Genomic DNA, 24,344 nt, shown 5'->3' on the forward strand with positions numbered 1-24,344 from the left:
ACTGACGCTGCAGTACTACTACAGCAACCTGGACGACTTCTACGAGCAGCACTTCTTCGGCCTGGTGCACAACTGGGCGCTGCCGGTCGGCGCGCTGAAGAGCGACCTGCGCTACTGGACCAGCAACTCCGACGGTGCGAACGGCAGTTCCAGCGGCCGTGCCGAAGGTTACCGAAGCAGCGGCTACTGGGGCTCCGGCAGTTCCCACAAGGGCGAGGTCGACAACGACACCCTGAGCGCGATGTTCACCTATACCCTGGGCGGCCATGCGCTGGGCGCCGGCTACCAGAAGGTCACCGGCCACAGCGATTTCCCCTACCTGAACATGGGCGGCGCTTCGACGCCGCTGATCACCGACGCGATCAACGAGAAGTTCGCCCGGGCCGGCGAGCAGACCTGGGTGGGTTCCTACTCCTACAACTTCGCGGCGATCGGCGTGCCGGGCCTGTCGACCAGCCTGCTGTACTTCAGCGGCGACGGCATCAATGCCAAGGGTCAAGACCAGGAAGAGTGGGAACGCGACTTCCGTGTGGACTATGCGGTTCCGAGCGGTCCTCTCAAGGGGGTCGGCGTCAGCTGGCGTAACGCGACCTCGCGCGGGGACTTCCGCGAGCGCGACGACAACCGCCTGTACCTCACCTACAGCCTGCCCCTGCTGTAAGCGTCAGCCGAGCGGGTACGGGGCCGTACCCGCTTCGGGGGATATTCATTCGTTTCACCCGGTGTAGTGTTTATTGCCCCGCCTCGGCGGGGCTTTTTTTCGTCCGGCCGGCGGGGCAGACTGCGGGCATGCCGATCATCACGCTCTCCCGACTGTCCGACCTTCCCGCCGCCGAGTGGGACGCCCTGCTGCCGGGGCCTCAGCCCTTTCTGCGGCATGCCTTCCTGTCGACCCTGGAGGACAGCGGCAGCGTTGGCGGACGCAGCGGCTGGCAGCCGGCGCACCGGCTGTTCCGCGACGAGGCGGGCCGGCTGTTGGCGGCGCTGCCGGCCTATGTGAAGCGCCATTCCTATGGCGAATACGTGTTCGACTGGGCCTGGGCCGACGCTTGTCAGCGGGCCGGGATCGACTACTACCCCAAGCTGCTCGGCGCGGTGCCCTTCACCCCGGTTTCCGGGGCGCGCCTGCTGGGTCGCGCGGAGGCCGCCGGCACGCTGCTCGATGCCTTGAGCGACGGGCTGGGCGGGCAGGGGTTGTCCGGTTTGCACCTGAACTTCACCGATCCGGCGGCCGATGCCCTGGTGGCCGGACGGGAGGGCTGGCTGGAGCGGCTGGGCTGCCAGTTCCACTGGTTCAACCGCGGCTATCGGGACTTCCAGGACTTCCTCGATGCGCTGGCCTCGCGCAAGCGCAAGCAGCTGCGCAAGGAGCGCGAGCAGGTCGCCGCGGGGCAGGGTATCGCCTTCGACTGGCGCGAGGGGCACCAGCTCGACGAGGCCGCGTGGGACTTCGTCCATGCCTGCTATGCCAACACCTACCGGGTGCGCGGCCAGGCGCCCTATCTGACGCGGCGCTTCTTCAGCCTGCTAGCCGAGCGCATGCCCGAGGCGATCCGCGTGGTGCTGGCCCGTCAGGGCAGCCGTCCGGTAGCGATGGCCTTCAGCCTGGTCGGCGGCGACAGCCTGTATGGCCGCTACTGGGGTTGTCTCGCCGAGTTCGACCGGCTGCACTTCGAGACCTGCTTCTACCAGGGCATCGACTACGCCCTGGCCCACGGGCTCCGGCGCTTCGACGCCGGCGCCCAGGGCGAGCACAAGCTGATCCGCGGTTTCGAGCCGGTGATCACCCGCTCCTGGCATTACCTGCGGCATCCGGGGCTGCGCCGCGCGGTGGCGGATTTTCTGCGGGAGGAGCGGGCCGGCGTGCTGGCCTATGCGGACGAGGCGCGGGGGCAGTTGCCCTACCGGCAGGGATAGGGCGGGGCAGGTTGCTCCGCCCGGTTCGGCGTGTTGCGCAGCAGGTCAGAGCTTCTTCGCCGACTTGATCAGCACCGGCTCGCGCGGCACGTTCTGCTGCATGCCCCGGGAGCCGGTCGGCACCTGGGCGATCTGGTCGACTACGTCCATGCCACGCACCACCTTGCCGAACACCGCATAGCCGAAGTCGCGCGCGCCGTGGTCGAGGAAGGCGTTGTCCTTGTGGTTGATGAAGAACTGGCTGTTCGCCGAGTTCACTGCCTGGGTGCGCGCCATGGCCAGGGTGCCGCGCACGTTGTGCAGGCCGTTGTCGGCCTCGTTCTGGATCGGCGGCTGGGTGGGCTTCTGCTTCATGTCGGCGTCGAAGCCCCCGCCCTGGACCATGAAGCCGGGGATCACCCGGTGGAAGATGGTGCCGTTGTAGAACCCCGAATCCACATAGGCGAGGAAGTTCTTCACGCTGATCGGCGCCTTCTCGGCGTCCAGTTCGAGTTCGATGTCGCCGAGGCTGGTCTCCAGCAGGACGTGGGGTTTCTCCGCGGCCAGCAGGTGGGCGGCGAACAGCAGGGTACCGGCGGCAAGGGCGAGTTTCTTCAGCATGTCGAGCGTTCCTCGTGGTTCGGCAATGGGGGCGTGCGGGGCCGGTGCGCCGACGGGCGTTCCCGGCTGTCCGGATGATAGCCTCAGGCACTGGGCAGGGGAGCGGCGAAGGGCGCATCCAGCGGCACGCGGTCGAACGTCTTGATCAGCTCGACGAGAATCTGCGTGGCCGGGCCGAGGGGCTTGTCCTTGTCGGCATAGAGCTGGAAGCGCGGCCGGTGGGTGTCGCCCTCTTCCAGCGGCAGTGGCTTGAGCCGGCCTTCGGCCAGTTCGCGGCCGATCAGGTGGCCGGGCAGCCAGGCGAAGCCCAGGCCATTGCCGACGAAGGTCGCCGCGGTGGCCAGGCTGCCCACGGTCCAGCGCTGCTCGGCGCCGAGCCAGCCGATGTCGCGCGGCTGCTGGCGGCCGGTGTCGCGGATCACCACCTGCATCTGGCTTTCCAGGTCGATGGCGGTCAGGGTGCGCTGCAGGCGATGCAGCGGATGGTCGGGATGGGCGACGGCGACGAATTCCACCTCGTTCAGCGGGCTGCCCAGATAGCCGGGGATGCTCAGGCCGGAGATCGCCAGGTCGGCTCCGCCTTCCAGCAGCACCTCCTCGACGCCGGAGAGCACCTCCTCGCGCAGGCGCACGCGGCAGCCGCGACTCTGCGGCATGAAGGCGGTCAGCGCGCGGACCAGCCGCAGGGTGGGGTAGGCGGCGTCCACCACCAGGCGCACTTCGGCTTCCCAGCCCTGTTCCATGTGGTGGGCGAGATCCTCCAGCTGGCTGGCCTGCTTGACCAGTTGCCGGGAGCGGCGCAGCAGCACGGTGCCGGCCTCGGTCAGCACCGCCTTGCGCCCCTCGATGCGCAGGAGCGGCACGCCGAGCAGTTCCTGCATGCGCGCGACCGTGTAGCTGACCGAGGATTGCGAGCGGTGCAGCATTTCGGCGGCCTGGGCGAAGCCGCCGTGGTCGACCACCGCCTGCAGGGTTCGCCATTGGTCCAGGGTGACGCGGGGGGCTTTCAAGATGGGGATTTCCTCTGCCGGTTGCCGGCACTTTCGTCATCCCGTGGGAGCCAGCGTGCTGGCGATCAGAGGACTGTCAAAGGCATCGCCAGCACGCTGGCTCCTACAGGGGGGTGTCGTGTCAGGAGTAGGTATCGATTTTACCGATGATTCGGAGCGGATTTTTGCGCTTTTTCATCGGCTGGTTCCTTTCTACCCTGTCTCCATCGACCCGCACAACCCAAGGAGAAACCCATGTCCCGTGTCCTGGTCATCGAAAGCAGCGCCCGCAAGGAAGGTTCCGTTTCCCGTCAGCTCACCGCCGAGTTCCTCGCCAACTGGAAGGCGGCGCACCCGGACGACGAGATCGTCGTGCGCGATCTGGCCAACGAGCCGGTGCCGCATCTGGATATCGACCTCTTGGGCGGCTGGACCAAGCCCGCCGGGCAGCAGAGCGAGGCGGAGAAGGCGGCGCTGGCGCGCTCCGAGCGGCTGACCGCGGAACTGCTCGGCGCCGACGTGCTGGTGCTCGCCGCGCCCATGTACAACTTCGCGATTCCCAGCACCCTGAAGGCCTGGCTCGACCACGTGCTGCGCGCCGGCGTGACCTTCAAGTACACCGAAAACGGCCCGCAGGGCCTGCTGACCGGCAAGCGCGCTTTCGTGCTGACCGCCCGCGGCGGCATCTATTCCGGCAGCCCCCTGGATCACCAGGAGCCCTACCTGCGCCAGGCGCTGGGCTTCATCGGCATCCACGACGTCAACTTCATCCACGCCGAAGGGCTGAACATGGGCGGCGATTTTCTGCAGCAGGGCCTGGCCCGGGCCAAGGAGAAGCTGGCCCGGGTGGCCTGAGTCCCCGCCGGGCGGGCGGCGAGCGGAAGGTCTGGCCCATGCGCTGCGCTCCGGGGCGCCGCCCGGTCGCCCGCCCGGAGCGCTGCAACATTTCGCAGTCCGGGCGGGTGTTCCGCGGCGAGTCACGTTAGGCTATGCAGCCGTTCCATCCGTCCCGATCGAGGTAGCCCCGTGTTTTCCCAATTCGCCCTGCACGAACGTCTGCTCAAGGCTCTGGCCGAACTGAACTTCGTCGAGCCCACGCCGGTGCAGGCGGCGGCGATTCCGCTGGCCCTTGAGGGGCGCGACCTGCGGGTGATCGCCCAGACCGGCAGCGGCAAGACCGCGGCCTTCGTGCTGCCCCTGCTGAACCGCCTGATCGGCGACGCCCAGCCGAGGGTGAGCATCCGCGCGCTGATCCTGCTGCCGACCCGCGAGCTGGCGCAGCAGACCCTCAAGGAAGTCGAGCGCTTCGCCCAGTTCACCTTCGTCAAGTCCGGGCTGATCACCGGCGGCGAGGACTTCAAGGTGCAGGCGGCGCTGCTGCGCAAGGTCCCGGACATCCTGATCGCCACGCCGGGGCGGTTGATCGAGCATCTGAACGCCGGCCATCTGGATCTGAAGGAGGTGGAAGTGCTGGTGCTCGACGAGGCCGACCGCATGCTCGACATGGGCTTCGCCGAGGACATGCAGCGCCTGGTCGAGGAGTGCGCCAACCGCCGGCAGACCCTGCTGTTCTCCGCCACCACCGGCGGTTCCGGCCTGCGCGAGATGGTCGCCCGGGTGCTGCGCGAGCCGCAGCACCTGATGCTCAATGCGGTCAGCGATCTCTCCGAGAACACCCGCCAGCAGATCGTCACGGCGGACGATCCGGCCCACAAGGAGCAGCTGGTGCACTGGCTGCTGGAGAACGAGACCTACCGCAAGGCGATCGTCTTCACCAACACCCGCGTCCAGGCCGACTGGCTCTACGGGCATCTGGTCGCCGCCGGCCAGAAAGCCTTCGTCCTGCACGGCGAGAAGGACCAGAAGGACCGCAAGCTGGCCATCGACCGGCTCAAGCAGGGCGGCACCAAGGTGCTGGTGGCCACCGACGTGGCGGCGCGCGGGCTGGACGTGGAAGGCCTGGACCTGGTGATCAACTTCGACATGCCGCGTTCCGGCGACGAGTACGTGCACCGCGTCGGCCGCACCGGGCGGGCCGGCGCCGAGGGCCTGGCGGTCTCGCTGATCTGCCACAACGACTGGAACCTGATGTCGAGCATCGAGCGCTACCTCAAGCAGCGCTTCGAGCGGCGGGTGATCCAGGAGCTGAAGGGCAGCTACCAGGGGCCGAAGAACCTCAAGGCCTCCGGCAAGGCGGCCGGGACCAAGAAGAAAAAGACCGATGGCAAGAAGGGCGACAAGAAGCCCGCTGCCAAGGCCGCACCCAAGCGCAAGCCTTCGGGGCTGGTCAGCCAGGACGGCCTGGCGCCGCTCAAGCGCCGCACGCCGCCGGCGGAGTGAGCCCGGCGCGCGCCCGCTGCAGGTAATGCACGCTGAACAGCGCCTGCGGATCGGTCCACTGGGTCAGGGGCCGGAAGCCGGCGCGCCCGGCCAGTTCGCGAAAGCCCTCCAGGCTGTACTTGTAGGAGTTCTCGGTGTGCAGGCTTTCCCCGGCGGCGAAGCGGAAGCGCTCGCCCTCGATGGCGACCTCCTGTGCCCGCGGGCTGACCAGGTGCATCTCGATGCGTGACGCCGCCTCGTTGAAGAAGGCTCGGTGGACGAACTGGTCCGGCTCGATGTCGCTGTCCAGCTCGCGGCGGACGCGCTCCAGAAGGTTCAGATTGAACGCCGCGGTAACGCCGGCCCGGTCGTTGTAGGCCGCTTCCAGCACCTCCCGCTCCTTCACCAGGTCGACGCCGATCAGCAGGCCGCCGCCCTCCGGCAGCAGCTCGTGGAGATTGGCGAGCAGGGCCAGGGCCTCCGGCGGATCGAAGTTGCCGATGCTGGAGCCGGGGAAGAAGGCCAGCGGATGGGCGCCGTCGAAGCCGTCCGGCAGGGTCAGCGGCCGGGAGAAGTCGGCGCAGGCGGCATGCACCTCCAGCGCGGGGTAGTCGCTTGCCAGACGCTGGGTGCTGGCCCGCAGGAAGTCCTCGGAAAGATCGATGCCCAGGTAGCTGGCCGGCTGCATGGCCTCCAGCAGCAGGCGCACCTTGCGGCTGGCGCCGCTGCCCAGCTCCACCAGGCTGGCGCCCTGGCCGGCGAGGTCGGCGATGTCGTGGGCGGCGCGGGCGAGAATCAGCTCCTCGGTGCGCGTCGGGTAGTACTCGGGCTGCCGGCAGATCCGCTCGAACAGCTCGGAGCCGCGGCGATCGTAGAAAAGCTTCGGCGGGGTCGCCTTGGGCTGCCCGGCAAAACCGGCGAGCACCTCCTCGCGCAGGGAGCGCTCGGCATCCTCCGGGCGCTGGTCGTGAAAGCGGACGGCGAGTGCCACGTTCAAGCCTCCTTGGCCAGGCGCAGCCCGGCGAATTGCCAGCGCATGGCCGGGTAGAAGAAGTTGCGGTAGCTGGCGCGGATATGGGTCTGCGGCGTGACGCAGCAACCGCCGCGCAGGACCATCTGCCCGCACATGAACTTGCCGTTGTATTCGCCGAGGCTGCCCGGCAGCGGGCGGAAGCCGGGGTAGGGGCGGTAGGCGCTGGCGGTCCACTCCCAGACGTCGCCATAGAGCTGAGCCATGGCGGCGGTCGGTGGCGCGGCAACCGGGTGCAGATGGTCGCTCTCGCGGAAGTTGCCGCTGATCGGCTGGTCGCGGGCGGCGACTTCCCATTCCGCCTCGCTGGGCAGGCGGGCGCCGGCCCAGCGGGCATAGGCGTCGGCTTCGAAGAAGCTGATGTGGCAGACCGGCGCCTGCAGGTCCAGCGGGCGCAGGCCGCCCAGGGTCATCTCCTGCCACTGGCCGTCCTCGCGCTGCCAGTACAGCGGCGCCCGCCAGTTGGCCTGGCGGACCAGATTCCAGCCGTCGGCCAGCCAGAGTTCCGGGCGGGCATAGCCGGCATCGGCGATGAAGGCGAGGTACTCGGCGCAGTTCACCGGCCGGCTGGCCAGGCGGAAGTCCTCGAGAAACTGGCGGTGCCGCGGGGTCTCGCAATCGAAGGCGAAGCCCTCGCCGCCGTGGCCGATCGGCTGCAGCCCGCCGGCATACGCCTGCCAGTGCGGCTCGTCCGGCAGTTGTGTGGGAGCCGGGCGCAGGTCGCTGCGGTAGGCCGGCTGCAGCGGGTTCTGCGCGAGGAGGTGGAGGATGTCCATGAGCAGCAGCTCCTGGTGCTGCTGCTCGTGCTGCAGGCCGAGTTCGACGCGGCGGAGGATCTCCGCGGTGTGGTCCGCCGGCGGCCGGGCGAGCAGCTCGTCCATGGCCGCGTCGACATGCTGGCGATAGCGGTAGACCTCGGCCACCCCGGGCCGCGAGAGCAAGCCGCGACTGGCGCGGGGAAAGGGTTTGCCGTGGGTTTCGTAATAGGAGTTGAAGAGCAGGTCGTAGGCCTCGTCCAGCACCCGGTAGCCGGGCAGGAAGGGCTGCAGCACGAAGGCTTCGAAGAACCAGCTGACATGGGCCAGGTGCCATTTCGGCGGACTCGCGTCGGGCATGCTCTGAACGACGTAGTCCTCGATCTGCAGCGGCGCGCAGATCGACTCGCTGACGGCGCGGATGCGCCGGAAGCGTTCGATGAGCGATGCCGGAAGGGCTGGGCCGGACTCGTTCTGCGCATGGTGGGTCGGATCGTGCATCGGCGCATGGCTCCCGGGGCGTGGGCGGTCGGCGAAGGAGTCATTTATGTGTAGACGATTCCTCCCCATCTGCTCCGGGCTGGTCGGACGGGGCGCCGAGTGGCGAGGTTCCACGCCGCGCTGCGAAGGGGCTGCCGAAGGCGCCCCGGCGAAAGTTGCGCCGTGCGGCAGGCCGGGCCAGCATAGCGATACGATCCTTTGCCGCGCCTTATGCCCGGCCCGCACTACGAGAGTCCGATGAACCAAGACCTTCAGGAGACCGGCACCGCTCCCGTCCAGCGCGACAGCGCCGCGCGTGGCGAATTCGCGGTCGTCGCCGATCTGTTGCCCTACCTGCGTCCCTACCTGGGGCGCATTCTGCTGGCGCTGGGCCTGGTGGTCGTCGCCAAGCTGCTCAACCTGCTGGTGCCGATCGCGCTCAAGCGGATCGTCGACAGCCTCAACGTCGAACCGAGCCTGCTGCTGTTGCCGGTCGGCCTGCTGCTGGCCTACGGCGCCTCGCGGATCGGCGTCAGCCTGTTCACCGAGCTGCGCCAGGTGGTGTTCGCCCGGGTCATGGCGCGCACCTCGCGGCAAGTCACCCTCAAGGTGTTCCGCCACCTGCACGGGCTCAGCCTGAAGTTCCACCTGGGTCGGCGCACCGGCGGCGTGGCCCGCGACGTGGAGCGCGGCGGCAGCGCCATCGCCGAGCTGCTCGACTGGACGCTCTACTCGATCGTGCCGATCCTGCTGGAGGTGCTGCTGGTCACCGCGGTGCTGGTCTGGGCCTACGACTGGCGCTTCGCCGCCATCACCCTGGCTACCCTGCTGGCCTACGGGGGCTGGACCTTCGCCGTCACCGAGTGGCGGACCCGCTACTACCGTGCGGCGGTGGAGGCCGACACCCGCGCCAACGAGCGGGCGGTGGACTCGCTGCTCAACTACGAGACGGTCAAGTACTTCAACAACGAGGCGCACGAGGCGGCGCGCTACGACGAGAATCTGCGCCACCTGGAGAACGCTAAGGTCAAGGCCACCACCAGCCTGGCCGTGCTCAATCTCGGCCAGACCGCGTTGGTCGCCATCGGCGTCACCGCGATGATGTGGCTGGCCGCCGACGGGGTGGTGGAGGGCAGCATGACGGTCGGCGACCTGGTGCTGGTCAACGCCTATCTGCTGCAGCTCTCCGCGCCGCTGTTCCTGCTCGGCATGATGTACCGCGAGGTGAAGCAGGCGCTGACCAACATGGAGCGCCTGTTCGGCCTGCTCGACGAGCGCCAGGACGTGCAGGACGCGGCGGATGCCCAGCCGCTGGCGGCGACTCGGCCGAGCGTGCGCTTCGAGGCGGTGCGTTTTGGCTACGATCCGCGCCGGCAGATCCTCCACGACGTGGATTTCGAGATCCCGGCGGGCGGCACCGTGGCGGTGGTCGGGCACTCGGGCTCCGGCAAGTCGACCCTGGCCCGGCTGCTCTACCGCTTCTACGACGTCGACGGCGGGCGCATCCTGATCGACGGTCAGGATATCCGCCGGCTGACCCAGGCCTCGCTGCGCGGGGCCATCGCCATCGTTCCTCAGGATACCGTGCTGTTCAACGACACGATCTTCTACAACATCCACTACGGCCATCCCGATGCCCGCCGCGAGGAAGTGGAAGCCGCCGCCCGCGCCGCGCACATCCACGAGTTCATCCGGAGCCTGCCGGACGGCTACGACACCCAGGTGGGCGAGCGCGGCCTGAAGCTTTCCGGCGGCGAGAAGCAGCGCGTGGCGATTGCTCGGGCGATCCTGAAGAATCCCAGCATCCTGATCTTCGACGAAGCCACCTCGGCGCTGGACTCCCAGTCCGAGCGGGCTATCCAGGCCGAGCTCGAGCGCATCCAGCTCGGCCGCACCACCCTGGTCATCGCCCACCGGCTGTCCACGGTGATGAGCGCCGACCAGATCCTGGTGATGGACGGCGGACGGATCGTCGAGCGCGGCAGCCACGGGGAGTTGCTGGCGCGGGGCGGCCGCTACGCGCAGATGTGGCGACTGCAACAGCGCGAGGCGCAGGGGAAAGGCTGAGGGCGGGCAGACGGGGCCGGCCGGGGAAGATGGCGTCCCGTCCCTGGGACGTCCGCACGGCGGACTCAGTGGGTTTCTTCGGTTTCCGCCGGGTTGCTGCCGTACAGCGACCTCACCAGCGGTCCGATGGTCAGCCCCTGCACCAGGATCGAGACCAGCACCACGATGTAGGTGAGGGTCAGCAGCAGGTCGCGTTCCGGTCCGAGGGGCAGCGCGAGGGCCAGGGCCACCGAGACTCCGCCGCGCAGACCGCCCCAGGACAGGATGCGGACGGTTCCCTGCGCTACCGGGTTCTGGCCGGACTTCAGCTTGCGGATCAGGACGATTCCGGGACCGACGGTCAGTATCCGGGCGACCAGCACGGCGCCGCCGAGCAGGAGGGCGGCGGCCACATGCATCCAGGTGAAGGGCAGTACCAGCAGTTCGAGGCCGATCAGGGCGAACAGCAGGGCGTTGAGGATTTCGTCGATGAGAATCCAGAAGCCGTCGACATAGCGACGGGACTCCTCGGACATGGCGTGCCGGCGGCCGTGGTTGCCGATGATCAGGCCGGCGACCACCATCACGATCGGTGCCGAGACGTGCAGCTTCGCCGCCAGCGAGGCGCCGCCGAAGACCAGTGCCAGGGTCAGCATGACCGACGGCTGGAACTCGTCGACCTTGGATAGCAGCAGAAACACGACGTAGCCCAGCAGCAGACCGAAGAGAATCCCGCCGACGGCTTCCTTGACGAACAGCAGGCCGACTTCGCCCGCCGTGGGTGTGTGGCCGATCATCAGGACGCCGAGCAGAATGCTGAACACCACCACGGCGGTGCCGTCGTTGAACAGCGATTCGCCGACGATGGTGGTCTGCAACGGCTTGGGAGCGCCGCTGCTCTTGAGGATGCCCATCACCGCGATGGGGTCGGTCGGCGAGATCAGCGCACCGAACAGCAGGCAGTAGATGAAGCTGACCTGCCAGCCGAACAGGGCGAAGGTGTAATGGGCCAGACCGGCGACCACGAAGGTGGCGATCAGCACGCCGACCGTGGCGAGAAAGGTGATCGGCCACTTGTAGCTGCGCAAGTCGTCCAGGTTGACGTGCAGGGCGCCGGCGAACAGCAGCGAGGGCAGGAACCAGGTCATCAGGACTTCGGAGAAGTCGATCCGGCGGATCATTTCCTGGATTTCCACTTCGAGCACCGGGTAGCCCAGCGCCGACAATCCATAGGCGAGCAGCGAGAGGAGCAGTGCCCCGACCATCACCCCGATCGCCGGGGGAAGGCGGATCAGCCGATAGTTGAGATAGGTGAAGAGGGTCGTCAGCGCGATGAACGCCGCCGCAAGATCAAGCATCGAATAACCTCCTGTTGGATAGCCGGGGACAGGTTACCCGATGTTCGCAAGGGGGATTCAGGCGGCGGGTAGAGGGGACCGCTCTGGAGGGCTGGGGCGGGGCTGGTTATGCAATTCACTGCGCCGTGCGTCGCTGCGGGCCTCTCCGCCTCGAGGAGGCCTATTTCCCTGACCGCAAGATCGTCTGGTCCCGCGAGGTTGCGGGGCCTTCCGGCTCGGGCGACCGGCGCTCGCCGAATAGCCGCCCGAGCCTTGGGGATGCTCAGCCCGTCTGGAGGTGACCGGCGGGGTTCCTCGTCAGCTTGCGAGAACGATTCCCTGGGCCTGGAGTTCTTCCAGGTTCGACCGGATGAACTGAATCAGCGCGCGAATGGCCGGCGTCATGGCCCGGTGCGGTGGTGTCAGTGCCAGCAGCGGCAGGGGCGGCGGCTCATGGGCTTCGAACAGCCTGACCAGCCGGCCGCTGGCCAGGTCTCCGGCGCAGGCATAGAACGGCAGGTGGGCGATGCCCAGCCCATTGCGCGCTGCGTCGAGCAGAAGGGGCAGGTTGTCGCTGCTGAAGCAGGTCTGGCGCAGCAGGCGTGGCGCGGCATTGCTCAGCAGCCACGGTCGAATGGCCTGCGGGGGGCCGAATCCCAGGCAGTTTCGGTCATCCAGCTCGTCGGGGTGCCGAAGGTGGCCAAGCCGCTTGCAGAGTTCCGGACTGGCGACGGTGACGAAGCGGACCTGACCGATGGGGTGCGCCACGATATCGGCGCTGTCCGGCGGCTGTCCTTCTAGGTAGAGCAGCAGGTCATGGCGCTGCAGCGACAGCTCGGTGTGGTTGTTGTGCAGTCCCAAGGCCAGTCGCACCTTCGGCTGGCTGCTCGCGAAGCTGAGGAGCAACTCTCCCAGCACTTCCTGCAGCAGGCTGGGAATCGCCAGGCGGATCAGTCCGGAGGGGCCGCCTTGCACTTCCCGGGCTGCGCCCTCGGCGGCCTCGGTGGCGGCCAGGATGCCCAGCGCATGCCGGTACACCTGCTCGCCTGTACTGGTCATGGCAAAGCTGCGGGTGCTGCGATTCAGCAGGCGTACGCCCAGCCGCTGTTCAAGTTCGATGATCCGTCGGCTCAGGCGTGAGCGCGGGATGCCGGTTTCGGTGGCTGCTGCAGTGAAGCCGCCGGCTTCGATGACGCGGACCAGCAGGTAGAAGTCGGAAACATTATTCAGAGTATCCATACGGAAATGCCTATCCATGAACAAAAGGCAAGCAATCATCACTCGCGGCAGTGGGACGGCTTTCTCCATGCCAGGCAGGTACTGCTGATGAGTCCACTTTCAGGAAGTGTAGTTAGCCCCCCTCATAAATCGAGTCGTTTTTCCATGCTCGACGAGTTTGCTCGCCAAAGCAGGCCAGATCGGCAGCGTTCTATCTCGATTCTCGTGCTCTCGCTTCCGTGTTGCGTCCCCGCGGCGGATGCCTGGGCGCCATGCACGTCATCTCGATACAGCCACGCTGTTTGGCGACAGGTGTCCGCCCATGCAGACGTCAAGTCCTGGCTCGTTGGTTTTTCGAGAAGGTTTCTGGGATCAATGATCCGGCTTGGGTATCGGTGTGCTTTTTTGGGGACATCCGGGAGCCAGTTGCGGCTCAAAGATCTGACGGAGTGCGCCTGTTCGATGGGGTAGTCCGTGTTTGCGCAGGCGTTTTGGAGGAAGCGAAGTCCCCGACAGCCCCAATTGCCGTCGGAGATCGGGAGGCAAGAAGCTCCGGTAGCCGTCGCTCAGCCGACGGCTGCTTGTGTGGTCTCGGCGCACGCCTGCCTATAGGGTCAGGCGCTGAGCGAGCGGGGACACGATCATTTTGCAATCGTGAACAGCTTGCCGCGCTCTCTCAGCATGAGTGTCCAAAGATGCGTCAGGCCCGCGCTATGCGGCAGTCCTGTCTTTCCATCTCCCTGTAGGCTTTTCAGCGTGTACGGGAGTTACCTCTTGTCGCTTTCGGGGGTCGACGGGGCAGGGGTTACCGGAGCCGGGGTAACGCTCTGACTGGGCTCGGGTGCTTTTTCCTTGGCCGCCTGGCTCGATGGCGGGGTCGCGTGAGGTGCCGCTGCCTTGTCTTTCGAGGAGTCACAGGCCGCTAGACCCAAGGTAGCTGTCAGCAGCATGGCGTAAGCAAAGGATTTGCGCATGGGGGTCTCCTTGATGAGCGATCATGCTAACCGATTCGAGCACCAGGGCTCGATGAAGTTCCATAGATAGTTGTTTCAGGTGCCATGGTCGAGTCTAGTACCTGGCGGTGCTTTGGGCCTGTTTTTGGCGATGGTTGTACAGGCGTTTCGTTATCCTGCGACTGACGCGGATTGTGCTGCCGATCGGCAGCTCATCGCTGGATTGTAGGAGAGAGGCCCATTATGGTGGCACGCCATGTCCTGCCGGCTCGAACAGACGCCCGGAAGTAGGCTTTTGAATAGGAAAACCGAATGGATGTGCTGCTGATCCTGGGTGGCTTGCTATTGATTCTCAGCGGGTTGGTTTGGTTGATCGTGCGGGCCTTTTCCGTGAGCCTTTTCTGGGGGCTGGGGAGTCTGTTGCCGCCGATGACTCTGATCTTCGTGCTGTTCAAATGGCGAAAGGCTTCGACTCCGGTGACGCTGGCGGCTTTGGGGGTCATTCCTTTCGTGGTCGGTGTCGCCATGCTGGCCAGCCACGATAGCGAACAACTGGATGCTATCCTTCGGCTGAGCTGGTTCAAGCCGGAAGTACAGCAAACGCCCGGGTTGGGAACCCGGTTGCGTGGCGAACTCAATGGACAGCCGTTTATTCCCGAGGAAGGCGAGTTGGTTGGGGGCGTGCTGACTTTGCGCGAGCATGATGGGCGGGAACTCAGAGTCCGTCTGTCCGATGCAGCCTCCGGTCCTGTGCGCATCAGCGTATTGCCCGAAGATCATGGCCAGTTGCCGCTTATCGAAATCAGCTGGCCCGTTCCCCCTCTGAGTCAGCCGAAAACCCAGCATCTCGCCCAAGGGTATACCCTGTATCTCGATCTTAAAACCCAGCCACCGAACTTGCTGGTGGGTGACTTTCATCTGGTCTTGCCAGAACCGTTCCGCACGAGCCTGAGCGGTCGGGTGGAGTTGTTTGCCAACCGTTTGCGTTACCGCAACGGAAAAGTCGATACCCACTTCGACTCCGAGGACACGCTAGCGTATGTGATCAAGGATTATCTGGTGCGCCGCTTTGCGAGCAGGGCGGTCCAACTGCGGAGTCTTCCCCGCGTTCGATTACCGGCAAGGCATCTGGAGATCGATGTCGAGGCCTCGATTGACAGCCAGACGCGGCATCTTCCGGTGACGATGACCAAGGACGAGTCGCATGGCTGGCGGGTCGAGGGGGACCGATTCCCGCCACTGCCTGTCGGTACCGACAGGCCGGCAGCCACCGTTGGTGTCGAGCCTCGGCCGGGTCCGATCCTGAAGCCGGTCGATAGACGGCAGGACTTCTCCTTGCGACGCCTGCAGTCCAGCCCGGACGAGTATCGGCAGTTGCGCATGCGCGTCGTCACCGTACAGGGAGGCACCGCAGACGGGCTGTTCGCGGGAGTCGACGAGGATGGCTCCCTCGTCCTTCAGCGGTACCTGGGCAGCGGGGGGAGCGCCAGCTACAAGCTCAGCCCGCAGAGCATCCAGTCGATCGAATTGCTTGATCCCTGAGGTTTTGTCGGAGCGGTTCGTCTGGCCGCTTGAAATCGAGCCTCGATGCCCCATCTAGATGGCATTCGCCGAAATTCCGGCATATGCCATCTGTTTGGAGTTAGATGACCATGAGTGTGGAAACTCAAAAAGAAACTCTGGGCTTCCAGACCGAAGTGAAGCAGTTGCTGCAGCTGATGATTCACTCGTTGTATTCCAATAAGGAGATTTTTCTCCGCGAGTTGATTTCGAATGCCTCCGATGCGGCGGATAAATTGCGTTTTGAGGGCTTGTCCAAGCCCGATCTGTTCGAGGGCGATGCGGAGCTGAAAATCCGTATCAGCTTCGACAAGGACGCCAAGACCATCACGCTGGAAGACAATGGCATCGGCATGAGCCGCGAGGATGCGATCACCCACTTGGGAACCATCGCCAAGTCCGGTACGGCCGATTTCCTGAAGAGTCTCTCGGGTGACCAGAAGAAGGATTCCCACCTGATCGGCCAGTTTGGCGTGGGGTTCTATTCCGCCTTCATCGTCGCCGACAAGGTCGATGTGTTCAGTCGCCGTGCAGGCCTGCCGGCCGCCGAGGGGGTGCATTGGGCCTCGCGGGGCGAGGGTGAGTTCGAGGTGGCGACGATCGACAAGCCCGAGCGCGGCACCAGGGTCGTCTTGCACCTGAAGAGTGGCGAGGATGAGTTCGCCGATGGTTGGCGCCTGCGCAACATCGTCAAGAAATACTCCGACCATATCGCCCTGCCCATTGAGCTGCCGAAGCAGAACTTCGGTGATGACCAGGACAACCCGACGGCCGTCGAGTGGGAAACCGTAAACCGTGCCAGTGCTTTGTGGACTCGTCCACGCAGCGAGGTCAAGGACAACGAATACCAAGAGTTCTACAAGCATGTCGCCCATGACTTCGAGGACCCGCTGAGCTGGAGTCACAACAAGGTCGAAGGCAAGTTGGAGTACACGTCGCTGCTCTACGTGCCCAGCCATGCTCCTTTCGACTTGTATCACCGCGATGCGCCCAAGGGGCTGAAGCTCTATGTGCAGCGCGTGTTCATCATGGATCAAGCCGACGAGTTCCTGCCGCTGTACTTGCGTTTCATCAAGGGGGTGGTGGACTCCAACGACCTGTCGTTGAACGTGTCCCGTGAAATCCTGCAGAAAGATCCCGTGATCGATTCGATGAAATCGGCGCTGACCAAGCGGGTGCTGGACATGCTGGAGAAGCTGGCGAAGCAGGAGCCGGAACAGTACAAGGGCTTTTGGAAAGCCTTCGGTCAGGTGCTCAAGGAGGGGCCGGCCGAGGACTTCGCCAATCGGGAGCGCATCGCGGGACTGCTGCGCTTTGCCTCCACTCGCGACGATTCCGGCGATCAGGGTGTCGCCTTGGCCGACTATGTGGAGCGGATGCAGGAGGGCCAGGACAAGATCTACTACCTCACCGGCGAAAGCCATACTCAAGTAAAAAGCAGCCCTCATCTGGAGATCTTCCGCAAGAAAGGGATCGAGGTGCTGTTGCTGACCGATCGCATCGACGAGTGGCTGATGGGGTACCTCACCGACTTCGACGGCAAGCCGTTCGTCGATGTCGCCCGCGGTGATCTGGACCTCGGCAAGCTGGACACGGAAGAGGAGAGGCAGGCTCAGGACGAAGTCGCCAAGGCGAAGGAGGGGCTGATCGAGCGCCTGAAGGCGGTGCTGGGCGAGCAGGTGGCCGAGGTGCGGGTGTCGCATCGTCTGACCGACTCGCCAGCGGTCCTGGCCATTGGCGAGCAGGATCTTGGTCTGCAAATGCGCCAGATCCTCGAGGCCAGCGGACAGAAGGTGCCGGACTCCAAGCCGATCTTCGAGATCAACCCCGTGCATCCGCTGATTCTGAAGCTGGACTCCGAGACCGATGAGGATCGTTTCAGCGACCTCTCGCGCATCCTCTTCGATCAAGCGGCGTTGGCGGCAGGCGATGGCCTGAAGGACCCGGCGGATTACGTGCAGCGACTGAACCGGTTGCTGGTGGAGCTTTCTGCCTGAGTATTCGGACTGAAAGGACGATGCCGCTCAGTTCGTTCGCTTCTGGGCGGCATTTTGCAACAATCAAAAGTCTTCCCCTTTGCCGGTGTTCTTGGGTTAACCTCCCGGCTTTTCCACGGGCTGCAGATACCTCCCATGCTTGAAACTACCCTCGCACAACTCGAACGTGTTGTGGCCGACCTGCTGCAACAGAATCAGACGCTGACCGAAAACTGCAAACAGCTTGAGCAGGAGCTGCGCCAGATGAGGGAGGAGAACGACAATCTCCAGCTGGCAGCCCTCGAGCAGGAGGAAAAACAGGCCGCTACTCGCGCCCGTTTGCAGGCGCTGGTCGAGCGTGCCAGCGCCAGTAGCCTCGCATGAAGGGAAACGGTGTTCGTGTCCTGAAGATTCTCGGGCGCGATTACTCGATCAGGGCTTCCGCCAGCGAGGATCGCGTTCTGCAGGAAGCCGCCGCCTTGCTCCAGGAGCGTCTGGCGGAGAATCGGCAGCGCTTCCCCAGCGCCAGCAAAGACGACTTGCTGGTACTGACGGCACTCAACCTATGCGTTCCGCTGCTTCAGCAGGGCCAACAGCTGCGCGAGGTGGAGGAGCGCCTGGCCGCCAGCGTCGAGCAGATCACCCGCCAGTTGCAAGACTAGAGACTCGGTTGCTGGCTTCGCGGTTTGATCGATCACCCCTCCGGCGGAAAGCCCGCCCAGTGGCTTTCCGCCGGAGGGGGGCAGGCTGCCTTGCCGCACGTCTACGCGGCGCGTAGAAACGATCGGCGCGGCGTCCCGCCCAGCCGGCTCAATCCTGACGGCTGGTGACTTCGAGCAGGTGGTAGCCGAACTGGGTTTTCACCGGACCCTGCACGACATTGAGCGGGGCGCTGAACACCACGGTGTCGAACTCCCTCACCATCTGGCCCGGGCCGAACGAGCCGAGATTGCCGCCGTCGCGGCCGGACGGGCACGTCGAGTTGTCTTTGGCAACTTGAGCGAAGTCGGCGCCGGCTTCGATGGCGGCTTTCAGTTCGAGACACTTGGCTTCGGTGGGAACCAGGATGTGACGGGCAGTGGCGCGGGCCATGGGGGAGACTCCTATTCAATGAAGGCGCTCAGCCTACCCGAACGTGGCGGCTATGCAAGTTGCGAGGGCGCTGTGCAGGCGCTGCAACAGGCCCGGCGCCCGCCCGGTACGCGGCACCGGGTCACGCTGGCGTTCAGGGCATGGCGCTGTGACTGCCCAGCAGGGTGTGCTCGGACTTCTTGATGCGCTTGGCCTGGCGTTTTTCCTGGGCGCTCTTCAGCGGTTTCTTCTTGGCGTCCTTGTGCGATTCGTGGCTTTTGCTCATGGCGTCGATCTCCAGGGAACGGGGGAGTGGATCAGCGGGAAATGCACGGGTCGTGCATCGTCACCTCCCTGGCGTGGGCCTTGTTTGTAGTCGCCTTTCAGTTTAGTACGCGGGCGGGACGGCGTCGGATTGCCAGCGGACGATGGACTTCGTGAGCCGGCGGGACGCCGGGGCTTTTGGGGCGGCGTTCCCGCGCGGGAGCGTAGGAACGACCAAGGAGATCCGGAAGGGGCAGGCCAACCCGAGTCGGCGAACCCCTCCAGTCAGGGAGACGGAGGGGCACACAGGTTCCAGGTTCGGGTAGCTACGGTTTACCGGAGCGATCAGCAGTACCGGTCCAGATAGTGAATGCCAGGATTGCTCCGCGCGACGCGCCACTGCTCCGTCAGGGTCTGGTGAACGCGCCCGATGAAGTCTTTGTCAGCCGCGGCCTTTTTCCCGACGTAGCCACTTCCCCGGCGATAGGTCCTGAGCCTGACGCGTATGGTAGGGATGCATTTCTCGAACTCCTCTTCCACCATGCCTGCCGGAAGGCGATCGAGACGGACTTCACCGGACTCGCTGACCCACAGGATATGGCTTTCGTCCTTGTCCTTGTGCTTGGCGAACAGCTTAGCCAGGTCATCGGGGGAGAGTGCGTTGTTCAGGTTCATGTGCAAGGTCCTCTATGGATCGAACGTTTCGCGAAATAACGTGGCTGTCGTTCGGTTCAGGCCGACCATCCCATGAGCGAATCGGGATGGTGGCCTGCATGCCGTGCCAGCTGGGTTCAGATCACAACATGAGCCTTATGTAGCGCCATTCTGAGCGAGCTACACAAGGCAAGCCTGGGGAAGCTATGACGGAATCGCGAGGGAGGAGAAGGGGCGAGGTACCCGATGATGTTGCGTAGCGAGCCGCGAGGGGTTGTACAGCCCGCCACAAACATCATGAGAACGTTTCGCCAGCACTTCTCGCCGCCAAAGGACGATTGCCGCCAGTCAACTTCATCAGTCCGCCTTGTGGGCAGTACAGTCGCGAGATAGCTCGGCGAGTGGGCCAAGCAAGCTGCGAACACCCTTACCAGGGCTCCCTGTTAGGGAAGCGTTTTCATCATCCAAGGATAGGCATGGCGCTGTCAACGGTTTTGTAGTGTTTTTTTTAATACGCTACAAAATGGTCCGGGTGGCAGGTCGGCGCTGACAGAGAGAGTGTTGCGCTCGCCGCCGGACGTCCTGGCAGGGCGCTTGCCAAGTCACAAGGTGACTGGGCAAATGGAGGGAGGCGGGCGCGTAGGAGCCATCAAGCGCAAGCGGCTCCTTCTCAAGACAGGGGAGCGGCCTGGATTACCGCTGCGGCTTGTTCCCGATGGTCTTGAGCAGATCCTCGGGGCTGATGTGGCCGACGATGCTGGCTGTGCTGCCGGGCTGCGGCAGGTTGAGGACGTGGCCTTTCATCTTGCCGACAACGTGCATTTCGCAGGCTTTGCAGTCGAAGGTCAGGGTCAGTACTTCGTCCTGGTGCACCAGTTGCATCGGCTCGACCTTGGTGCGCACGCCCTGCACGCCCTTGGCCTGTTTCGGGCACAGGTTGAAGGAGAAGCGCAGGCAGTGCTTGGTGATCATTACCGGTACGTCGCCGGTTTCTTCGTGGGCCTCGTAGGCCGCATCGATCAGCTGCACGCCGTAGCGGTGATAGAACGCCCGGGCTTTCTCGTTGTAGACGTTGGCCAGGAAGGTCAGGTGCGATTCGGGATACACCGGCGGCGGCACGCTGACCGGCTTGCGGCTGCCGTGCCGGTGGGCTGCCGTGCGCGCAGCGGTCAGCGCATCGATGGCTTCGCGGCGCAGGGACTTGAGCTGAGAGTTGGGGATGAAAAACACCTGCGGTGCGTCGATCTCCACGCTCTCGGCATGGTAGATGGTCGTTCCCAGCTGGCCGAGCAGCTCGTCGAGCTGCTCGAGCGCCTGCTCCGGCTTCTTCGCCAGACCGAACGGCCCGACGAGGCTCGCCGAGGCGCCGATGCCTTCCTCGCTGGTCACGCTCAGGCTGAGCTGTTCTTCACTCAGCCGGGCCTGCCAGCGGACCGCCACCCGGCGCTCGGCGGAGGTTTTCAGCAGCGCCTGTTGCCAGTTGTGGTCCAGGTTGCGGTTCAGCGCATGCTGCGGGCGCAGCTGCTTCAGCGCTGCCGGCATTTCGTTGGGTTCGATGCGGTACTGCCAGCGGGGCTTGCCGTCCTGCTCGAGCCGATCGAGTTCTTCGACGATGCTCGCGCGAAAGCCCACCACCTCGCGCTTGACCAGCACGTTCAGGCCGTCGCCGTTGCTGAGCGGCTCATGGGTATTGGCAATGAAGTCGCGCTTGCCGACCTTGACGATCTCGCCCACCGGCAGGCCGGTGAAGGTCGGCGAATCGAAGGCGCCGATGTCGGCCTTGCGGTCGGTGGCGAAGTAATCCGTGCTGCCGCGGTGGAAGGTCTTGTCCGGGTCCGGCACGAAGAAGTGCTCGGTCCGGCCGCTGGAGGCCCGCGCCAGCTCCGGGCGTTCGTTGAGGATTTCATCCAGTCGCTGCCGGTAATAGGCGGTGATGTTCTTCACATAGCCCATGTCCTTGTAGCGGCCTTCGATCTTGAAGGAGCGCACGCCGGCATCGATCAGCGCCCGCAGGTTGGCGCTCTGGTTGTTGTCCTTCATCGACAGCAGGTGCTTGTCGTAGGCTACCACCCGCCCTTGGTCGTCTTTCAGGGTGTACGGCAGGCGACAGGCCTGCGAGCAGTCGCCGCGGTTGGCGCTGCGCCCGGTTTGGGCATGGGAGATGTAGCACTGCCCGGAAAATGCCACGCACAGCGCGCCATGGATGAAGTACTCGATGGTCGAGTCCACCTGTGTGCCGATGGCGCGGACTTCCTGCAGGCTGAGTTCGCGGGCCAGCACCAGTTGGGAAAAGCCGGCATCCGACAGGAACCTGGCCTTTTCCAGGGTGCGGATATCGGTCTGCGTACTGGCATGCAGCTCGAGGGGCGGAATGTCCATCTCCAGGATGCCCATATCCTGCACGATCAGCGCATCGATACCCATCTCGTAGAGCTGCCAAATCAGCTGGCGGGCCGGCTCCAGCTCGTCGTCATGCAGGATGGTGTTGAGGGTGACGAACACCCGGGCATGGAACAGGTGGGCGAACTCCACCAGGCCGGCAATGTCCGCCACGCTGTTGCCGGCATTGTGCCGCGCACCGAAGCTGGGGCCGCCGATATACACGGCATCGGCGCCATGCAGGATCGCCTCTTTGGCAATGGACACATCCCGTGCCGGGCTGAGCAGTTCCAGATGGTGCTTGGGTAATGACATGGTTTTGAAATTCGGTACGAAACAAGCGTGCCATTGTAGCGGTGTCGTACGGTTTTTGATCGCTTCCAGGCAGTCGGGCGAGTGACGCTTGCGTCACGGTGAGGTCTGAGAGCAATTGAAAAAATCGATCCTAGGCCGGTGTCGGGTTCCGTGTCCATTTCCGCCGCAGTCGTCGTTGCGGACTGCTGATGTAGGTCAGAAATGCGTGTTTTCCCTGCAATAGGGCCTTCCAGGCGCCTCGATTTGGCGTAGTCTGGAGGCGTCGCATGGCTACTGCGCGACATCATTGCTGATCGGTTGAATAAGGAATGGCGTATGCAACTCCAGGTTCACAGCGATAACCACATCGAAGGCAGTGCCCGCCTGGTTGGCTGGGTCCGTACCACTGTCGCCAGCAAATTCGAGCGTTACGACGAGGAATTGACCCGCGTTGTCATCCACCTGAACGACGAGAACGGCAACAAGGCCGGGGCCAATGACAAGCGCTGCCAGATCGAGGCACGTGCCAAGGGGGGCCAGCCGCTGTCGGTGACCCACAAGGCCGAGTCCCTGGAGTTCGCCCTGGACGGTGCGATGGAAAAGCTTGGCCATGCCCTGGCCCACCGGCTCGGCAAGCAGCGCAACAAGCGCACCACCGGCGGTCGTGAAGTCGTCGGCAGCGTGGCCAGTCGCGACCGCTTGCTGGAGGAGGACTTCCTCGCCGAGCAGCAGCTGCGCATCGCCTGAGTCCGCAGCAGAAAAACCGCCGGCAGGCCGGGCCTGCCGGCGGTTTTTTTATTGAGCCGCGGATCGCTACCACGCTCCGGCATCGCCCCGAGCATGATCGAAAGGCCTGCAATCGCGCATCATGGGGCAGTCAATCGAGGAGGTTTCCATGCGCATTGCTTCATTCGTGGCGCGGCTTGCCGCTCTGTCGCTGGGATTGCTGTTCGCCGCTGCTGCCGGAGCCGACGAAGAGGCGCGGTTGGTGGAGTCGATCAACGTCTACCGGGCGCAGGTGCAGAGCTGTGCCGGCCAGGCGTCCGGGGAACTGCCGCCGCTGGCGGCCGATCCGCGGCTGGTCCTGCCGGCCGGCACTGCCGGGGACTTGCAGCAGGCGCTGAGCGGCACGGCCTATCCGTTGGTCAATGCCCAGGCGATCAGCCTGTCCGGGCCGCGCGACGCGCAGGCGGCCATGACGGCGCTGCAGGAGAGCTTCTGCCAGGTATTGCTGGACCCGCAGTTCGTCGATATCGGTGTCGGTCGCGCGGAGAGCGACTGGCGCATCGTGCTGGCGCGGCCGCTCTTGGCCGGGCGCATGGGCGACTGGCAGGCGGAAGGGCAGAAGGTGCTTGAGCAGATCAACGCCGCCCGCGCGCAGGCGCGCCAGTGCGGCGGCCAGTCCTTCGCCGCGACGGAACCGCTGGCCTGGAGTGCCGTGCTGGGGGCGGCGGCCGAAGCGCACAGCCGGGCCATGGCCAACGGCAACTTCTTCTCCCACCTGGACGGCGAAGGCCTTACCCCGGGCGACCGGGCGGAACTGGCTGGCTATGCCGGCGGGCAGATCGGCGAGAACATCGCCGCCGCGCTGGACAGCGCGCGCAAGGTGGTCGATGGCTGGCTGGCCAGTCCCGGTCACTGCGCCAACCTGATGAACCCGCAGTTCCGCGAGTTGGGTGCGGCCTATGCGGTCGATCCGAAGAGCGACGCGGGGATCTACTGGACGGCGCTGTTCGGGGCGCCCTGAGCGGTTTGCAGCAGCGCAACGCCTGAGCCTGGATTGTTCCCGCGCCCTACAGTGTGCAGACCTTTGCCATCCTGCTCCCACGCAGAAGTGTGGGAGCAATCGGCAGACCATGCCGCCTTACGAAGCCCTCTTTTTCACCTCATTGTCGAACCAACTGAAGTAGTTCAGCGCTCCTTCTTTTCCAGATTTGATCAGTTTTTTCTTGGTTTCATCACTCAGATTGAAGTCCGTGGTCTGGACTCCGAGCGTATCGATGTAGATCGTTCTCGCCCAGTCGTCGCTGTGGAGATGGTGACTCTGCTGAGCTTCGAGCAGGGTGTTGATCAGGGCACGGGTGAAGTCGAAAAGGCTCTCTATCGAGTTGCGCCGATGTTCGGCGTGATCGCGGAACACGGATATTTCATTTTCCATAGAAAGGGTTGAAACCACCGGCTTTCAGCCGGTTAGCTTTAGCCTCCGGAGGCGGATACGGAGGGCTGAGGGGTGGAATACCGATACGGGAGTCACACGGTCTACCAGATCGAATATCACTTCGTGTGGGTGACGAAGTATCGCTACAAGGTGCGGAGTGGTGAGGTGGCGGAGCGAGTGCGGGAGTTGGTGCGGCAAACGTGTGAGGCGTTTGAGATCCGGATAGTGAAGGGCGTGGTGAGCAAGGACCACGTGCACATTTTGGTGAGTAGCCCGCCGGGTTTGGCGCCGAGCGAGATCATGAGGCGGATCAAGGGTCGAACGGCGAGCCGGTTGTTTGAGGA

23 protein-coding genes are annotated in these 24,344 nt (G+C 64.8%); 12 read left to right on the forward strand and 11 right to left on the reverse strand.

What is annotated here, in order from left to right; all coding sequences use genetic code 11:
* Both BMY22_RS18205 and BMY22_RS18210 read left to right on the forward strand, forming a co-directional pair.
* Window positions 1-661 (forward strand): OprD family outer membrane porin (locus BMY22_RS18205; RefSeq protein WP_143068541.1); only part of this gene is annotated, 661 nt, incomplete at its 5' end.
* Between the two features lie 128 nt (window positions 662-789).
* Window positions 790-1,917, forward strand: coding sequence for a GNAT family N-acetyltransferase (locus BMY22_RS18210; RefSeq protein ID WP_090624411.1), 1,128 nt, complete (start codon window positions 790-792; stop codon window positions 1,915-1,917).
* A 45-nt stretch (window positions 1,918-1,962) separates the two neighbouring features.
* Here the strand turns inward: BMY22_RS18210 and BMY22_RS18215 are convergent, their stop codons facing one another.
* Together BMY22_RS18215 and BMY22_RS18220 are read right to left on the reverse strand one after the other, a co-directional pair.
* A complete protein-coding gene (locus tag BMY22_RS18215) occupies window positions 1,963-2,517 on the reverse strand; it encodes a peptidylprolyl isomerase (RefSeq protein WP_090624413.1) in 555 nt (184 codons plus the stop codon).
* Window positions 2,518-2,600: 83 nt separating this feature from the next.
* A complete protein-coding gene (locus BMY22_RS18220; RefSeq protein ID WP_090624415.1) occupies window positions 2,601-3,527 on the reverse strand; it encodes a PA3225 family LysR-type transcriptional regulator in 927 nt (308 codons plus the stop codon).
* Window positions 3,528-3,761: 234 nt separating this feature from the next.
* Here BMY22_RS18220 and BMY22_RS18225 point away from each other — a divergent pair, with 234 nt between their 5' ends.
* Window positions 3,762-4,361, forward strand: a complete 600-nt coding sequence (locus BMY22_RS18225) for an FMN-dependent NADH-azoreductase (protein WP_090624417.1) — start codon at window positions 3,762-3,764, stop codon at window positions 4,359-4,361.
* Window positions 4,362-4,532: 171 nt separating this feature from the next.
* Window positions 4,533-5,846 carry a DEAD/DEAH box helicase gene (locus BMY22_RS18230; RefSeq protein ID WP_090624419.1) on the forward strand — a complete coding sequence of 438 codons (1,314 nt, stop codon included), beginning with the start codon at window positions 4,533-4,535 and terminating at the stop codon, window positions 5,844-5,846.
* Here the strand turns inward: BMY22_RS18230 and egtD are convergent.
* Both egtD and egtB read right to left on the reverse strand, forming a co-directional pair.
* A complete protein-coding gene (gene egtD, locus BMY22_RS18235) occupies window positions 5,818-6,816 on the reverse strand; it encodes an L-histidine N(alpha)-methyltransferase (RefSeq protein WP_090624420.1) in 999 nt (332 codons plus the stop codon). The genes BMY22_RS18230 and egtD overlap by 29 nt on opposite strands.
* A gap of 2 nt (window positions 6,817-6,818) precedes the next feature.
* The gene (gene egtB, locus BMY22_RS18240) at window positions 6,819-8,111 is read right to left on the reverse strand and encodes an ergothioneine biosynthesis protein EgtB (RefSeq protein ID WP_090624422.1); all 1,293 of its coding nucleotides are present in this window, start codon (window positions 8,109-8,111) and stop codon (window positions 6,819-6,821) included.
* Window positions 8,112-8,348: 237 nt separating this feature from the next.
* Here egtB and BMY22_RS18245 point away from each other — a divergent pair, with 237 nt between their 5' ends.
* A complete protein-coding gene (locus tag BMY22_RS18245) occupies window positions 8,349-10,157 on the forward strand; it encodes an ABCB family ABC transporter ATP-binding protein/permease (protein ID WP_244158914.1) in 1,809 nt (602 codons plus the stop codon).
* Window positions 10,158-10,222: 65 nt separating this feature from the next.
* Here BMY22_RS18245 and BMY22_RS18250 read toward each other — a convergent pair whose 3' ends face one another.
* Window positions 10,223-11,494, reverse strand: coding sequence for a cation:proton antiporter (locus BMY22_RS18250; protein WP_090624426.1), 1,272 nt, complete (start codon window positions 11,492-11,494; stop codon window positions 10,223-10,225).
* A gap of 297 nt (window positions 11,495-11,791) precedes the next feature.
* Window positions 11,792-12,712, reverse strand: coding sequence for a LysR substrate-binding domain-containing protein (locus tag BMY22_RS18255; RefSeq protein WP_244158915.1), 921 nt, complete (start codon window positions 12,710-12,712; stop codon window positions 11,792-11,794).
* 1,244 nt (window positions 12,713-13,956) lie between these two features.
* Between BMY22_RS18255 and BMY22_RS18265 the strand changes: the two genes are divergently transcribed.
* The 4 genes from BMY22_RS18265 to BMY22_RS18280 all read left to right on the forward strand — a co-directional run bounded on the left by BMY22_RS18265 (window position 13,957) and on the right by BMY22_RS18280 (window position 17,842).
* Entirely contained in the window at window positions 13,957-15,186 is a 1,230-nt protein-coding gene (locus BMY22_RS18265) for an MFS transporter (protein ID WP_090624430.1), read from the forward strand.
* Between the two features lie 110 nt (window positions 15,187-15,296).
* Complete coding sequence (gene htpG / locus BMY22_RS18270) at window positions 15,297-17,201, forward strand: molecular chaperone HtpG (RefSeq protein ID WP_090624448.1); 1,905 nt, start codon at window positions 15,297-15,299, stop codon at window positions 17,199-17,201.
* A gap of 135 nt (window positions 17,202-17,336) precedes the next feature.
* On the forward strand, window positions 17,337-17,564 hold the full coding sequence (locus tag BMY22_RS18275) for a hypothetical protein (RefSeq protein WP_090624432.1): 228 nt from the start codon (window positions 17,337-17,339) through the stop codon (window positions 17,562-17,564).
* A complete protein-coding gene (locus BMY22_RS18280; RefSeq protein ID WP_090624434.1) occupies window positions 17,561-17,842 on the forward strand; it encodes a cell division protein ZapA in 282 nt (93 codons plus the stop codon). Before BMY22_RS18275 ends, BMY22_RS18280 begins: the two co-directional genes overlap by 4 nt.
* 148 nt (window positions 17,843-17,990) lie before the next feature.
* Here the strand turns inward: BMY22_RS18280 and BMY22_RS18285 are convergent, their stop codons facing one another.
* From BMY22_RS18285 to BMY22_RS18295, 4 genes are all read right to left on the reverse strand, one after another.
* A complete protein-coding gene (locus BMY22_RS18285; protein WP_090624436.1) occupies window positions 17,991-18,272 on the reverse strand; it encodes a peptidylprolyl isomerase in 282 nt (93 codons plus the stop codon).
* Window positions 18,273-18,405: 133 nt separating this feature from the next.
* Entirely contained in the window at window positions 18,406-18,537 is a 132-nt protein-coding gene (locus BMY22_RS25240) for a hypothetical protein (protein WP_279626377.1), read from the reverse strand.
* Between the two features lie 323 nt (window positions 18,538-18,860).
* Window positions 18,861-19,190: an SANT/Myb-like DNA-binding domain-containing protein gene (locus BMY22_RS18290; protein ID WP_090624438.1), complete on the reverse strand. Its 330-nt coding sequence runs from the start codon at window positions 19,188-19,190 to the stop codon at window positions 18,861-18,863.
* Between the two features lie 672 nt (window positions 19,191-19,862).
* Entirely contained in the window at window positions 19,863-21,863 is a 2,001-nt protein-coding gene (locus BMY22_RS18295; RefSeq protein ID WP_090624440.1) for a peptidase U32 family protein, read from the reverse strand.
* 315 nt (window positions 21,864-22,178) lie between these two features.
* Between BMY22_RS18295 and BMY22_RS18300 the strand changes: the two genes are divergently transcribed.
* On the forward strand, window positions 22,179-22,589 hold the full coding sequence (locus BMY22_RS18300; RefSeq protein WP_090624442.1) for an HPF/RaiA family ribosome-associated protein: 411 nt from the start codon (window positions 22,179-22,181) through the stop codon (window positions 22,587-22,589).
* A gap of 148 nt (window positions 22,590-22,737) precedes the next feature.
* Window positions 22,738-23,589 carry a CAP domain-containing protein gene (locus tag BMY22_RS18305; RefSeq protein ID WP_090624444.1) on the forward strand — a complete coding sequence of 284 codons (852 nt, stop codon included), beginning with the start codon at window positions 22,738-22,740 and terminating at the stop codon, window positions 23,587-23,589.
* Between the two features lie 117 nt (window positions 23,590-23,706).
* Here the strand turns inward: BMY22_RS18305 and BMY22_RS18310 are convergent, their stop codons facing one another.
* Window positions 23,707-23,982, reverse strand: a complete 276-nt coding sequence (locus tag BMY22_RS18310; RefSeq protein WP_090624446.1) for a hypothetical protein — start codon at window positions 23,980-23,982, stop codon at window positions 23,707-23,709.
* Window positions 23,983-24,072: 90 nt separating this feature from the next.
* Between BMY22_RS18310 and tnpA the strand changes: the two genes are divergently transcribed.
* On the forward strand, window positions 24,073-24,344 hold a 272-nt coding region (gene tnpA, locus BMY22_RS18315), incomplete at its 3' end, for an IS200/IS605 family transposase (protein ID WP_143068542.1).

It is taken from the genome of Azotobacter beijerinckii, assembly GCF_900110885.1.
Taxonomy (GTDB): domain Bacteria; phylum Pseudomonadota; class Gammaproteobacteria; order Pseudomonadales; family Pseudomonadaceae; genus Azotobacter; species Azotobacter beijerinckii.